The organism is Pradoshia sp. TA40_28, from assembly GCF_059694525.1.
In genome coordinates, this window is record NZ_JCATZO010000010.1 from 59,689 (window position 1) to 74,825 (window position 15,137).

Below are 15,137 nucleotides of genomic sequence, written 5' to 3' on the forward strand. Positions count from 1 at the left end.
TATATTTTTAGATTTCCCTTTTAAAATTAACGGATAAATCGTTATTTCTAGTGGTTGTGTGTTTCAGAAAATGCTGGTCCTTTTCTTTCGTCAAATTTAACTTTATAATGTCAATAAGGTAGACATTATGGTGGGATATTGTGTCCATTATATGTAATTTTCTCGTTTCAAAAAGTTGAATCTAGATTTGATTTGTTATAAGATTGTAATGAGAATAAATTGAGAATAGAAATAATCTAAAACATTAGATGACTATATATTGGAGGTATAAGAATGGCTGGTTCAGTTCTTACAATTAAAGATTTACATGTTGCAATAGAAGGTAAAGAGATTCTTAAAGGGGTAAACCTTGAAGTTAAAGGTGGAGAAATTCACGCAATTATGGGACCGAATGGTACAGGAAAATCTACATTATCTTCAGCTATCATGGGTCATCCGAAATATGAAGTAACAAGTGGATCTATCACGATGGATGGTGAAGATGTACTTGAAATGGAAGTTGATGAACGCGCTCGTGCTGGTCTGTTTTTAGCTATGCAATATCCAAGTGAAATCACTGGAGTTACAAATGCAGACTTCATGCGTTCTGCTATTAACAGTAAACGCGAAGAAGGCGACGAGATTTCTTTGATGAAATTCATTAAAGAAATGGATAAAAAAATGGATCTATTAGAAATGGATCAAGACATGGCTCAACGTTATTTAAACGAAGGCTTTTCCGGCGGAGAAAAGAAACGTAATGAAATCCTTCAATTATTAATGTTGCAACCTGCTATTGCGATCCTTGATGAAATCGACTCCGGTCTAGATATCGACGCTTTAAAAGTTGTTTCCAAAGGAATCAATCAAATGAGAAGCGAAGATTTTGGCTGCTTAATGATCACTCACTATCAACGCTTATTGAACTATATTACTCCTGATTATGTTCACGTTATGATGCAAGGTAAAATCGTGAAATCCGGCGGTGCAGAACTCGCGCAACGTTTAGAAGCAGAAGGATATGACTGGATTAAAAAAGAATTAGGTATTGAAGACGAAACAGTAGAAATTGAAGCATAAGCTATAGGAGGATCGTTATGACAATCGAAACTACATTACTCGAAAAAGACGTTGTATCTTCTTTTTCAAAAGGACATAGTGAGCCTGCCTGGCTTGAAAGCTTCCGTTTAGACGCCCTTTCAGCCTCTGTTGAGCTCCCTATGCCGAAACCTGATAAAACGAAGATTGATAAATGGAATCTAGAGGATATGAAAGTGAACTCCGTTACAAGTGAGACATTTGCTTCTATTGATGAGCTTGCTGATGACGTGAAAAAACTAATCAATCCTAATGAGAATAGAAGTTTATATATACAACGAAATCATACAGCTGCGTATTTAACATTATCACAGGAGCTTCGTGATAAAGGGGTTATTTTCACTGACATAAGGACGGCTGCTAAAGACCATCCTGAACTTTTGCAAAAATACTTCATGACTACGAGCGTACCTGTAAAAACAAATAAACTGACAGCTTTGCATGCAGCACTTTTTAATGGAGGAGCTTTTCTCTATATTCCACGCAATGTGGTAGTAGAAGAACCAATCCAAGCTATATTCATGATTGATAATGCAGATACAGAACTATATAATCACGTGCTTGTTGTTGCAGAAGACAGCAGCTCCGTCACATACGTTGAAAACTATATTTCATTGGCTGACGGGAAAGAAACGATTGGAAATATTATTTCTGAGGTAGTAGTCGGAAACAACGCAATTGTTAAATATGGCGCAGTTGACACATTATCCAAAAACATGAGAACCTATGTAAACCGTAATGCCTATGTAGGAAATGATGGAAGAGTGGAATGGGCATTGGGCTTAATGAACGATGGCAACACGATTTCTGAAAATATTACAAACCTACATGGTAATGGTGCTTATGGTGATACTAAAACCGTAGTTGTTGGTACTGGTAAACAAACTCAAAACTTTACAACGAAAGTGGTTCATTTTGGTAAAAACTCAAATGGATATATCCTGAAACATGGTGTTATGAAGGATGAAGCATCTTCTATTTTCAATGGCATCGGTAAAATTGAACATGGTGCAACTAAATCTGACGCCGTACAAGAATCCAGAGTATTAATGCTTAGTCCAAAAGCACGTGGGGATGCAAATCCTATTCTGTTAATTGATGAAGATGATGTAACAGCAGGTCACGCCGCTTCTGTTGGCCGTGTAGATCCTACTCAACTTTATTATCTAATGAGCAGAGGGATCAGTAAGTCTGATGCAGAACGTTTAATTATCCATGGGTTCCTTGCCCCTGTAGTTAATCAATTACCTGTAGAGGCTGTTAAGAAGCAGTTGACAGAGGTAATTGAAAGGAAAGTTAAATAATGATTCCAACTACTATTAAGGAACTTTTCCCAATTTTAAATGAGAAAGTCAATGGTCATTCATTGGTATATCTGGACAGTGCAGCAACATCACAGAAACCAGCATCCGTTATTCAGACTATTGATGAGTATTATAAACGGTATAACTCAAACGTACACCGTGGTGTTCACACGCTTGGAACACTGGCTACGGATGCTTATGAGGGAGCTCGTGAAAAGGTAAGAAAGTTCATTAATGCCAAATCCATCGAAGAAGTTGTCTTTACAAGAGGGACCACGACTTCTATTAATACTATTGCAGCTAGCTATGGAAGATCAAACCTTCAAGCTGGAGATGAAATTGTAATCAGTATGATGGAGCATCACAGTAATATCATTCCGTGGCAGCAGGTAGCTAAAGCTACTGGTGCCACTCTAAAATATATCCCGCTTGAGGAAGACGGTACAATATCGATTGATACAGTTAGAGAAGTAATCACTTCAAAAACTAAAATCGTGTCAGTTATGCATGTATCGAATGTACTCGGTGTGATTAATCCAGTTAAAGAAATCGGCCAAATTGCACATGAACATGGCGCGGTAATGGTAGTAGATGGTGCGCAAAGTACACCGCATCTCAAAGTAGATGTTCAGGAACTTGATTGTGATTTCTTCGCCTTTTCAGCTCATAAAATGTGTGGGCCAACAGGCATTGGTGTCATGTATGGGAAAAAGGAATATCTTGAGAAAATGGAACCAATTGAATTTGGTGGAGAGATGATTGATTTTGTAGGATTGCAAGATTCTACATGGAAAGAGCTTCCTTGGAAGTTTGAAGGTGGTACACCGATTATTGCGGGTGCCATTGGACTGGGAGCAGCAATCGATTTCCTAAGTGAAATTGGTCTTGATCATATTGAAGCGCATGAGCATAAGCTTGCTGCTTATGCAATTGATAAATTATCAGATATTGATGGGCTGAAAATCTATGGCCCTAAAGATCCAAAATCAAGAGCTGGGGTAGTTACATTCAATCTTGAGGATGTTCATCCGCATGATGTGGCTACCGTTCTCGATGCTGATGGAATTGCAATCAGAGCAGGGCACCATTGTGCACAGCCTCTTATGAAATGGTTAAACGCTTCGTCAACGGCGAGAGCTAGTTTCTATCTATATAACACGGAACAGGATATCGACCGTTTGGCAGAAGGACTCGTTAAAACAAAGGAGTATTTCAGTAATGGCTTCTAATAATTTAGATACCCTTTACAGGCAAGTGATCATGGATCACTATAAAAATCCACGGAACAAAGGAAGCCTGGAAGACGGCAGCCTTGTAATTGATATGAATAATCCGACATGTGGAGATCGAATCCATCTTACTTTAAAAGTAGTTGACGGAATGGTGCAGGATGCGAAATTCGATGGAGAAGGTTGTTCCATCTCTATGTCATCTGCTTCCATGATGACTCAAATCATCAAGGGAAAAAGCATTGAGAATGCATTAAAACTTGCAGGCATTTTTTCCAATATGATGCAAGGTAAGGAATACGACGAAGGTGATTTGGACCTTGGTGATATAGAAGCCCTTCAGGGTGTATGTAAGTTTCCAGCACGCATAAAATGTGCGACGCTTGCCTGGAAAGCGATGGAAAAAGGGCTTAACGAAAAATAAAATGACAAGGCATGAGCTGGATATAGGAATCAGCTCATGCCAGAAAGAATGGAGGAAGCGATCGATGGCTAAAAAAATGCCTGATATCGGTGATTATAAATACGGCTTTCATGATAAGGACGTTTCCATCTTTCGTTCTAAACGCGGATTAACTAGTGAGATAGTTGAAGAAATCTCTCGCATGAAGAACGAACCACAATGGATGTTGGACTTCCGCTTGAAGTCTCTTGAACTTTTCTATAAAATGCCAATGCCACAATGGGGCGGCAATCTTTCAGGTTTAAACTTTGATGAAATTACGTATTATGTAAAACCATCCGAGAAATCCGAAAAATCATGGGATGAAGTACCTGAAGAAATTAAACGTACGTTTGATAAGCTTGGTATCCCTGAAGCTGAGCAAAAATATCTTGCTGGTGTTTCCGCTCAGTATGAATCTGAAGTTGTGTACCATAACATGAAAGAAGATTTGGAAGAAATGGGAATCGTCTTCAAGGATACAGATTCCGCTTTACGCGAAAATGAAGATATTTTCCGTGAACACTTTGCAAAAGTAATTCCACCATCTGATAATAAATTTGCTGCATTAAACTCTGCAGTATGGTCCGGCGGATCATTTATCTATGTACCACCAGGTATTAAAGTGGATACGCCATTGCAAGCATACTTCCGTATTAACTCTGAAAACATGGGTCAATTTGAGCGTACTTTAATCATCGTTGATAAAGATGCGTCTGTACATTATGTAGAAGGATGTACAGCTCCTGTTTACACAACTAATTCACTTCACAGTGCAGTTGTTGAGATCATTGTTAAGGAAAATGCTTACTGCCGTTATACAACGATCCAAAACTGGGCGAACAATGTGTATAACCTTGTTACGAAACGTACAGTGGTTGATGCAAATGGTACAATGGAATGGGTTGATGGTAATATCGGTTCCAAATTGACAATGAAATATCCGGCTTGTATTTTACGCGGAGAAGGCGCTCGTGGAATGACTCTTTCCATCGCGATTGCCGGTAAAGGTCAGCATCAGGATGCCGGTGCAAAAATGATGCATTTAGCTCCAAATACTTCATCCACTATTGTTTCTAAATCGATTTCCAAGCATGGTGGTAAAGTATCTTACCGTGGTATTGTCCACTTTGGTAAAAAGGCTGATGGAGCACGTTCCAATATCGAGTGTGATACGCTTATTATGGATAATGAATCGACTTCCGATACTATTCCATACAATGAAATCCACAATGATAATATTTCTCTTGAACATGAAGCGAAAGTTTCCAAAGTATCTGAAGAGCAGCTCTTCTATCTAATGAGCCGCGGTATTTCAGAACAAGAAGCAACAGAAATGATCGTTATGGGATTCATTGAGCCATTCACGAAAGAATTGCCAATGGAATACGCTGTTGAAATGAACAGATTAATTAAATTTGAGATGGAAGGTTCTATCGGTTAATACTGATACAACAAAATCTCACATATAGGAAAGAATCCGAATTTAAATTCGGATTCTTTTTTTTAAGAAAAGCAAAGAAGTTAGAATTAATTATAAGGATCCTTCTGCTATACTTGGATAACAACAGAGTTTTTTAGTAGAATTTAGTAAGCTTGATGCTAAATGGGGGATGGAAATGGATTTTTTTAATAGAATACAAAATACTATCAATATTGACTGGTCTCAACTTAAAAGTTATGGCTTATCTATTCTTTATACAGTTATAATCACGTATGCATTAATCTATTTGGTTAGGTTTATTCTGCACAAATTTTTTAAACATACCCATTTTCTTAGTGAGAAAAAGGAACAAACAATTGAATCTGTCGTACGAAACACGTCTACTTATTTAGCCTTTTTTATTATTATTCTCGCTATGATTAAACCATTTGTAGATATTAAAAATATACTTGTGGCTGGTGGAGTATTAGGAATAGTAGTGGGGCTTGGGGCCCAAAAGATTATGACTGATCTTTTAGCCGGGTTTTTCATGATATTTGAAAAACAATTTCAGCGTGGGGATTTTGTCCATGTGAATGGGGAGATAGACGGTGGAACGGTCGAGGAAATGGGATTTAGAGTGGTGAAAATCCGCTTAGTGAATGGAAAGCTAATGACTGTACCCAATGGTGAAATCCGCAAGGTTGAGAATGGAAATGTTGAAAAAAGAAGGATTTTTGAGAGTGTAATTGTTAGTTTCAAAGAGAACCCTGCTAAAATAGAAGAGTTACTTGCTGAGGCCTGTGTTGAGCTTAACGAAAAGTATTTCTATTATCTCAAAACGGATATAAACAATGAATATCTTGAACCCTATCAAGTCCATGGATTATCTTCTTTAGATAGCAGCCCCTTTGGCTATCGATTCTCCGTTAAGGCTACTGTGGATGATGAACATTATTTAGACGCAGCCTTATTAGTAAAGAAAGTCATGGCTCAAAAAATGTATGATAATCAGATTTGTTTAGCGTCACAACAATTTTCTATACAAGATAGACAAAAAGAATATACAGAACAATAGGAAATGCCGTCATCATATGGTGACGGCATTTCTTATAATTCTTGCTTTCTTTTTAACCCTAGTTTCTAAAATTTATAAAGAGAATGGACCGATTGATCCTTTTTTGCATCCTTTATTTTTTCTTCGCAAGCCATGCAGCTACCTTATCTGCCTCTTCCCCCTGAATTAACTCCGATGGCATTCCATTCCCGCCATTATTGATGATTTCCAGGATTTCTTCTTTGCTCATTTTACTTCCTATATCTTCTAACTTTGGACCGGCAGATCCTTCTAACGCATTACCATGACAGGAAGCGCAATTATTAGCATATATTTTTTCTTCTTCCGTTTGAGGCTTTTGAGATTCTTCATTGTCGGAAGAGCAGGCAGCTAATGAAAAAAACAAGCCTACTAGTATGAGTGCTTTTTTGTACATTAGATTTGTTCTCCTTTCTAGTCTATATAAGAATTACTTTACTTGAGATTCTTTTATTGTCCACTATAAACACTTGATTAATAGTCGTACTCTGTTGCTTCAAGAAAGAGAGGAAACCGAATAGTAAAGTCCTAGGATAAAGGACTCAATTTTAAAAATCAGCTGTAAAAGATAGACATCTGCTTACAATGAGAATATACTAAGTATGTGAAATGTTTCACAAATATTTCGAGATATAGGTTAAGGTGTTCACAATTTATTTACAGATTATTTTTGAATAATCTGATAGTATTTAGTTGTTAGATAGTACGCCAAAATTTTTTTCGCTAATAGGGACACTATTTATCCCTGTGGGACTATTAGTGACCAGCAAATGGTTTTCTACAAGGAGGAAATAAAAATGGGTATTAAAGAAGAACAAATAGAAGAAGTCCTTGCCGTGTCTGAGATGATTGAAGCGTTAATTGAAAATGGAAAATCTGCCCTTCGAACATTTGAAACCTTTGATCAGGAAAAAGTCGATGATATTGTTCATCAAATGGCGATTGCCGGTCTTGACCAACATATGCTTTTAGCTAAAATGGCAGTAGAAGAGACTGGAAGAGGGATTTATGAAGATAAATGTACGAAAAATATATTTGCAACTGAATATATTTGGCATAGTATTAAATATGATAAAACCGTTGGTGTTATATATGAAGATGAACAAGCAGGTGTACTGGACATTGCAGAGCCTGTTGGGATTGTTGCCGGGGTTACGCCTGTTACGAATCCAACTTCCACTACTATGTTTAAAGCCCTAATATCGATTAAAACACGTAATCCTATCATATTTGCTTTCCACCCATCCGCACAGCAAAGCTCGAAGATGGCAGCACAAATCCTACATGATGCGGCTGTGGCTGCCGGCGCACCTAAAGGATGCATCCAATGGATTGAATATCCATCAATTGAAGCAACCAAGCAATTGATGAATCATAAAGATATTGCGTTAGTACTGGCTACAGGTGGAGCAGGAATGGTTAAATCAGCTTATTCCACAGGTAAACCGGCACTAGGTGTTGGTCCTGGTAACGTACCATGCTATATCGAAAAATCAGCTAAGTTAAAACGTGCAGTCAATGATGTCATTTTATCCAAATCGTTTGATAATGGGATGATCTGTGCATCTGAGCAAGCGATTATTGTCGATGATGAAATTTATGAAGAGGTTAAACAAGAGTTTATTAAAAATAACTGCTATTTTGTAAATGGCAAAGAATTGAAGAAGCTTGAAGGTCTTGTTATTAATGAAAGTACTTGCGCTGTTAACGCCAATATTGTTGGTAAATCTGCTACTGATATAGCTGAAATGGCTGGAATTAAAGTACCGGAGCATACAAAAATCTTAATTGCCGAAATTGAGGGTGCTGGTCCAGAATATCCTTTATCTCGTGAAAAATTAAGCCCGGTATTGGCTTGTATCCGCGTGAAATCTACAGAAGAGGGATTCAGTGCTTGTATGGATATGCTGAACCTTGGCGGACTTGGACATTCAGCCGTTATTCATAGCACAGATGAGCAGATCCAACGGGAATATGGCTTGAAAATGAAGGCTTGCCGTATCATTGTCAATGCTCCATCTGCTCAAGGGGGAATTGGTGATATCTATAATGCCTTCATCCCATCTTTAACACTGGGCTGTGGCTCTTATGGAAATAACTCAGTTTCTGAGAACGTATCAGCTACTCACCTAATTAACGTGAAGAAGATGACACAACGACGTAATAATATGCAATGGTTCAAATTGCCGCCTAAAATTTACTTTGAAAAATATTCAACTCAATATTTAGCAAAAATGAGGAAAATCAAACGTGCTTTTATAGTAACGGATCCTGGTATGGTAAATCTCGGTTATGTGGATATTGTCAAAGAATATCTATGGAAAAATAAAGGGATTGAAGCCATTGAAATGTTTGCGGATGTAGAACCGGATCCTTCTGATGAAACAGTTTTCAAGGGAGCTAAATTAATGCACAGTTTTGAACCCGACGTGATTGTTGCTTTAGGTGGAGGCTCAGCGCTCGATGCAGCTAAAGGCATGTGGTTATTTTATGAACAACCGGAAACGACATTCTTTAACATTAAACAAAAATTCATTGATATCAGGAAACGTACGTTTAAATATCCTGACTTAGGTGAAAAAGCCCAATTTGTTGCCATCCCGACAACATCCGGTACTGGCTCTGAAGTAACGCCATTCGCCGTTATTACAGATAAAGAAACCAATGTGAAATATCCATTGGCTGACTACGCCCTAACACCGGATGTAGCTATTCTGGATTCCCAGTTTGTGATGACTGTTCCAAAAAATATCACTGCAGATACGGGGATGGACGTGTTAACACATGCAATTGAAGCGTATGTATCCGTTATGGCAAATGATTATACAGATGGATTAGCTTTAAAAGCAATTGAAATTGTCTTTAAAAACCTAAAAACAGCATACTATGATGGAGCCAATGAAGAGGCCCGCGAGAAAATGCATAATGCGTCCTGTATGGCAGGGATGGCTTTCTCCAATGCGTTCCTTGGAATCAATCATAGCCTGGCCCATAAGATTGGAGCTGAATTCCATATTCCACATGGCCGCTCCAACGCGATTCTTATGCCGCATGTTATCCGATATAATGCGATACGCCCAAGAAAACATGCGCTCTTCCCTAAATATGAATACTATTGTGCGGATGAGCGATATGCGCAAATTTCAAGAATGCTTGGACTTCCTGCAGGCACAACAGAAGAAGGCGTTCAATCCTTAATCCAAGCTGTCACCGAGCTTGGTAAATCATTAGAAATCGATATGAGCATTAAAGGACAAGGAATCACAGAAGAACGTTTTGAAGAACAAGTAAAAATCTTGGCAGAACGTGCATTTGAAGATCAATGTACAACAGCTAACCCAAAATTACCGCTAATCAGTGAACTTGAAGGAATTTTAAGAGAAGCCTATACAGGTATTTAAACGTTTAAAAAGACAGCACTTGGTGCTGTCTTTTTTTGTACAATAGTGTTTATCAACGAAGGAGCTCCATTATCCAAGTATCTATATTCTTATGCTATGATATGACGTAGGAGGGATCCTTTATGATTTATATTGGAGTAACCGGATGGGGTGACCATGATACCCTATATCCTGCAACTATAAAAGCTAAAGATAAACTGGCTGAGTATAGCAGCCATTTTCCCGTAGTGGAAGTTGATGCATCCTTTTATGCGGTTCAACCGATTAGAAACGCCGAGAAATGGGTAAAAGAAACACCGGATTCTTTTCGTTTCGTAGTGAAAGCCTATCAGGGAATGACAGGGCATCAACGGGGCGATATACCTTTTGAGACAAAGAAAGAGATGTTTGTTGCTTTCAAGGAATCCTTAAAACCATACTTAGATGCAAATAAATTAGCAATGGTACTCTTTCAATTTCCACCATGGTTTGATTGTAAAAAAGAAAATGTCCAATATTTAAGATACTGTAAAGAAATGATGGGAGATTGTAAGGTAGCGTTGGAATTTCGGCATCGCTCATGGTTTAGTGAGAAGTATCGCGAAGCAACGCTATCTTTTATGAAAGAGGAAGGGTGGATTCATTCCATAGTAGATGAACCGCAGGCGGGAGAAGGTTCTATCCCGACAGTACCCGTTGCCACGGATTCAGAACTGACACTTGTACGAATGCACGGAAGAAATGTGTATGGCTGGAATAAACCGAATGATGCGAATTGGCGTGAAGTTCGTTATCTATATAAATATAATGAAGAAGAGCTACTGGAATGGAGAATGAGAATTGAAGAGTTAGCAAAGGATACAAAGAATATCATTGTGTTATTTAACAATAATTCCGGTGGCGATGCAGCTGGTAACGCAAAGGAATTTCAAAAGTTGTTGGGGATTGATTATCAAGGTCTGGGCCCAAGACAAATGGGCTTATTTTAACTTGAAACAGTAGAAGCCTTCCACCATAGATAGGTGGTTATTGAATACGAGAATAAGAAATTAAATTCAGTGGTAACTCAAGTTCCGAACTACTTCAAATGATAAGCCTCTGGCAGATGGCAGACAAATCGAGAGGATTTAAATCTTATACCTAGTGATATTTCGTCACTATAATGATGAGTTGTTATGGGTTATATAAACGAAAAGCGGCTATAATCAAGCAGCTTTGTCTATATATTGAAAAGTGAAAGGCGGTTTTTATGAGTTATATTTTATTAGTGATTGTTGGATTGGCAGCCGGTTTTTTCGGTTCCCTGGTTGGATTGGGAGGAGGAATTATCATCGTTCCGATTCTTCTTTTTTTATCTGGTGGAATTCTTGGCAACCTCAGTCCTCAAATGGCGGTGGGCACTTCTCTGTTCACCTTGATTTTTACGGGGTTGTCATCAACCCTCGCCTATTTAAAACAGAAAACTGTAGATTATAAAAGTGCTTATTTATTTCTGATTGGGATTGCACCGGGCAGTTTAATCGGAGGATGGGCCAATTCCTATTTAAATGTGGATGCCTTTAATATTCTCTTTGGGATTCTTATGATCTTCATGTCCTTCCTGTTAATGATCAGGAACAAACTAAAGCCTAAGAAGAGTGATTTTAATGGCATGGTTACCCGTACATACATCGATAAGGAAGGGCAAGAGCATCTATATGGATATAAAAAAAGCAGTGCCATATTAGTATCCTTTGTTGTTGGTTTTATATCCTCTTTATTTGGGATAGGCGGAGGCTCGCTCATGGTTCCAGTTATGCTGTTAGCTTTCCATTTTCCTCCTCACGTCGCAGTAGGTACATCGATGTTGTTAATATTCTTCTCATCCATTATTGGATCCGTTAGCCATATCTTGCAAGGCCATGTCATGTGGCTCTATGCATTGGCTCTTATTCCTGGCGGATATATCGGAGCAAAATTAGGTGCATATGTTAATACAAAAATGAAAAGTACAACCTTGGTTATCGCACTCAGAATCATGCTGGTAGTAGTAGGCATAAAATTAATCTGGGAAGGGGTACAAGCGTTTATTTAGAGGTGGAAATATGAAGGAAACGATTCATTTGTTTCATATAAATGATTTACATAGTCACTTTGAGCATTGGGATAAAATGGTGACATATATGAACAACCAGCAAGCCGGATACGAAGAAGCGGGAGATACCGTGTTCAAGCTTGATATTGGTGATCATGTTGACCGGTTTCATCCTTATACGGAAGGTACAATGGGAAAAGGAAACGTTCAGTTATTAAACGAAGCTGGGATCAGCGGAGCAACAATTGGCAATAATGAAGGGATTACTTTACCCCATAAGGATTTGGATCATTTATACGAGGAAGCAAAATTCCCCGTAACCGTAGCCAATCTTTATAAGCCAGATGGAAGTAGACCGAATTGGGCTGTCCCCTATTATATCAGGGTAACACCGAAAGGAAGACGTATTGCTTTCTTTGGAGTAACAGCACCATTTACTGAATTGTACCAGCTCCTTGGATGGTCCGTAACAGATCCATTCATTGAAATTGAGCGTATTGTGAAGGAATTAAAGCAGAAGGCAGATATTATTATTTTACTCTCTCATTTAGGTCTGCCCAGCGATGAAATAATAGCTGCTAAACATCCGGAAATCACTGTTATTCTTGGCGGACATACACATCATATTCTGCATAGCGGAAAAAGGATTAATCATACACTCCTATGCTGTGCAGGTAAATATGGGATGTTTGTCGGGCATGTTGAATTAACAATAGATGAAGGATTTATTGCAACTCGAGCTAGCCTTAAAGACATGAGAGTAAATGGATTGACAGAAAAAGAACAGGAACTGGCAAATCATTTATATAGAATCGGAGCGGCATCACTTGATGAAACGATTCTTACGTTAAAACAGCCATTAAAAACAGACTGGTTTCATAAATCGGACCTCCCTGATTTACTTTGCCAAGGATTAAAGGATTGGTGTAATGCTGATATTGCTTTAGTAAACTCAGGTTTATTACTGGAGGGGTTGAAAGCTGGTGCTGTGACAAAATTTGATATTCATAGAATCTGTCCACATCCAATCAATCCATGCATTTTAACGATAACTGGAGAAAAATTGATTCAAATTTTAAACATGACTCGCAATCCCGACTGGCCTCACTTACAAGTAAAGGGTCTTGGTTTTAGGGGGAAAGTGATGGGGTTATTTGTATATGCTGGACTACAATTGCTAGAAACGGAGAATCAAAGCCAGTGGCTGCATAATGGCCAAAGGATCGAGACTAACAAACTGTACCGGGTAGCCATTCCTGATATGTTTACATTTGGGCATTTATTTCCGGCGGTCAGGGAGGTTGAGAACAAGAAGTATCTTATGCCAGAGTTTTTAAGAGATATTCTTGCCTGGAAATTAGCCATGGTTGCAACTTAAGGGTATTTTTCAGTATGAGTGTCCATATACTTTACAAATGGTACCTTGAATAAGGGGTGGAGCTCATGATTGAAATGTTGCCCTTTGAAATAGCTGGTAAATTTTATAAGGGAGTATGTGTACATTTGCCAAAAACATCCCTCCTAGTGATAGCGGGACAGGATGGGTATATTATGTGCGGAGCGCTGGATATTGGGTTATTGAATGAAAGGCTTAATGGACGGGGGATTATCGCCGGCAGAGCCGTAGGGGTACGTACCTTTGAAGAATTATTAAATGCCCCGCTCGAATCAGTAACGGATGAAGCTAAAAAAAGAGGCATTAAACCGGGGATGATTGGAAAAGATGCCATTCAATTAATGTAAGAGCATTCCTCGTGTGGGGAATGCTCTTTCTGTTTTTCTAAAAGTTTTAAACCGATCTTTTCAAAGCATTATAATGAGAATACTTACGATCCAGTCAATGAATCTTAAGCAATCAAAAACAGCGATTATTTATTTTATATTCCAAAATTTAAAAAAGAAATTTGGTTTAATCTGTTATAATGAGGAAGAAGATGTCAACTTATAGACATTAAAATCTTTCTTCTTAACAGAGGTATAAAAAATGAGAATCATTCAGACAGCTTATTTATCATCGGGTGCCGTTCTAGGGAAGCCGATTGTTGATATGAAGGGCCGTATCCTCTTGAATAAAGGCGTCCAAATTACAGATTGGCACATTAAACGGCTGCAGAAATATAATATTTTATATGTTTATATTGATGATATAGAAACCAGTCATATCATTCCTGAAGATAGTATTCCAGATAAACTCCGAAGAGGAGCTATTGTGACAATTAAAGATACTTTTGAGAATATGAAGGATGAAATTAATCAATCCAAAAGTATGGTTATCGAACAAGCTACACTTACCATGTCAAAGCTTGTTGATCAACTTACAGATGAATTAAACGGACACCAAGATTTATTTCATATTATTTCTGATATCTATACATTCGACAACTATGTTTTTAATCATTCCTTAAATGTCACTTTATACTCACTGGCCATTGGTTTGGAAATGAAATTAAAACCGGAGGCACTGAAAACTTTAGGACTTGGTTCTATCCTGCATGATGTGGGGAAAATGGCCGTTCCAGAAGAAATCCTATTTAAACCTGGAAAGCTTCTGGAGGAGGAATTCCAAATCATTAAAAGGCATTCAGAGGATGGTTTCAATATACTCAGGCAGGTTCATAGCTTGTCATTGCTCGTGGCTCATTGCGCATATCAACATCATGAACGACTTGATGGAAGTGGATATCCCCGCGGACTAAAAAATAATGAAATCTTGTACTTGGCTAAAATTATTGCTGTGGCAGATGTTTTTGATGCGGTTACTTCTAACCGCGTATATAGGGAAGCGATGTTGCCTAGTGAAGCTTTAGAGCTTTTGTATGCAGGAGTCGGAACTCAATTTGATAAGGAAGTAGTAGATGCATTCAAGAGGTCAGTTGCCATTTATCCAGTAGGTATAACAGTGGTATTAAACGATGGACGCAAGGGTATTGTGTCTAGGCAAAATATTGGTTACAGTGATCGCCCGGTTATTGAAGTATATGAAAAAAATGGCGAACCTCTCCCATTCAGGTATGAGGTTGATCTAAATAATCAGTTGGATGTCACCATTCAAAAATGCGACGTGACTTACAGCAACCATACGCAGAAATTAAGCTAATAATCCCCTTCTTAC

At 38.2% G+C, this 15,137-nt stretch carries 13 protein-coding genes; 12 read left to right on the plus strand and 1 reads right to left on the minus strand.

What is annotated here, in order from left to right:
• Positions 1–273: 273 nt before the first annotated feature.
• The 6 genes from sufC to AC58NB_RS13695 all read left to right on the plus strand — a co-directional run bounded on the left by sufC (position 274) and on the right by AC58NB_RS13695 (position 6,553).
• Positions 274–1,059 (plus strand): Fe-S cluster assembly ATPase SufC, encoded by a 786-nt coding sequence (gene sufC, locus AC58NB_RS13670; RefSeq protein ID WP_497427396.1) that lies wholly within the window; start codon positions 274–276, stop codon positions 1,057–1,059.
• A gap of 17 nt (positions 1,060–1,076) precedes the next feature.
• Entirely contained in the window at positions 1,077–2,381 is a 1,305-nt protein-coding gene (gene sufD / locus AC58NB_RS13675; RefSeq protein ID WP_497427397.1) for a Fe-S cluster assembly protein SufD, read from the plus strand.
• Positions 2,381–3,610 carry a cysteine desulfurase gene (locus tag AC58NB_RS13680; RefSeq protein WP_497427398.1) on the plus strand — a complete coding sequence of 410 codons (1,230 nt, stop codon included), beginning with the start codon at positions 2,381–2,383 and terminating at the stop codon, positions 3,608–3,610. The genes sufD and AC58NB_RS13680 overlap by 1 nt, the downstream gene beginning before the upstream one ends.
• The gene (sufU, locus tag AC58NB_RS13685) at positions 3,600–4,034 is read left to right on the plus strand and encodes a Fe-S cluster assembly sulfur transfer protein SufU (protein ID WP_497427399.1); all 435 of its coding nucleotides are present in this window, start codon (positions 3,600–3,602) and stop codon (positions 4,032–4,034) included. Before AC58NB_RS13680 ends, sufU begins: the two co-directional genes overlap by 11 nt.
• 64 nt (positions 4,035–4,098) lie before the next feature.
• Positions 4,099–5,496, plus strand: coding sequence for a Fe-S cluster assembly protein SufB (gene sufB / locus AC58NB_RS13690; RefSeq protein WP_497427400.1), 1,398 nt, complete (start codon positions 4,099–4,101; stop codon positions 5,494–5,496).
• A 175-nt stretch (positions 5,497–5,671) separates the two neighbouring features.
• The gene (locus AC58NB_RS13695) at positions 5,672–6,553 is read left to right on the plus strand and encodes a mechanosensitive ion channel family protein (protein ID WP_497427401.1); all 882 of its coding nucleotides are present in this window, start codon (positions 5,672–5,674) and stop codon (positions 6,551–6,553) included.
• 112 nt (positions 6,554–6,665) lie between these two features.
• Here AC58NB_RS13695 and AC58NB_RS13700 read toward each other — a convergent pair whose 3' ends face one another.
• Positions 6,666–6,968, minus strand: coding sequence for a c-type cytochrome (locus AC58NB_RS13700; RefSeq protein WP_497427402.1), 303 nt, complete (start codon positions 6,966–6,968; stop codon positions 6,666–6,668).
• A 400-nt stretch (positions 6,969–7,368) separates the two neighbouring features.
• On the opposite strand from AC58NB_RS13700, the gene adhE reads away from it, so the two are divergent.
• The 6 genes from adhE (at position 7,369) to AC58NB_RS13730 (ending at position 15,122) form a co-directional block, all read left to right on the plus strand.
• A complete protein-coding gene (gene adhE, locus AC58NB_RS13705; RefSeq protein ID WP_497427403.1) occupies positions 7,369–9,972 on the plus strand; it encodes a bifunctional acetaldehyde-CoA/alcohol dehydrogenase in 2,604 nt (867 codons plus the stop codon).
• A gap of 122 nt (positions 9,973–10,094) precedes the next feature.
• Positions 10,095–10,940: a DUF72 domain-containing protein gene (locus tag AC58NB_RS13710; RefSeq protein ID WP_497427404.1), complete on the plus strand. Its 846-nt coding sequence runs from the start codon at positions 10,095–10,097 to the stop codon at positions 10,938–10,940.
• A 260-nt stretch (positions 10,941–11,200) separates the two neighbouring features.
• Positions 11,201–12,025 (plus strand): sulfite exporter TauE/SafE family protein, encoded by an 825-nt coding sequence (locus AC58NB_RS13715; protein WP_497427405.1) that lies wholly within the window; start codon positions 11,201–11,203, stop codon positions 12,023–12,025.
• 10 nt (positions 12,026–12,035) lie between these two features.
• On the plus strand, positions 12,036–13,403 hold the full coding sequence (locus AC58NB_RS13720; protein ID WP_497427406.1) for a bifunctional metallophosphatase/5'-nucleotidase: 1,368 nt from the start codon (positions 12,036–12,038) through the stop codon (positions 13,401–13,403).
• A 65-nt stretch (positions 13,404–13,468) separates the two neighbouring features.
• Positions 13,469–13,768 carry a YunC family protein gene (locus AC58NB_RS13725; protein ID WP_497427407.1) on the plus strand — a complete coding sequence of 100 codons (300 nt, stop codon included), beginning with the start codon at positions 13,469–13,471 and terminating at the stop codon, positions 13,766–13,768.
• Between the two features lie 241 nt (positions 13,769–14,009).
• Positions 14,010–15,122, plus strand: a complete 1,113-nt coding sequence (locus AC58NB_RS13730; protein WP_497427408.1) for an HD-GYP domain-containing protein — start codon at positions 14,010–14,012, stop codon at positions 15,120–15,122.
• Positions 15,123–15,137: the final 15 nt, after the last annotated feature.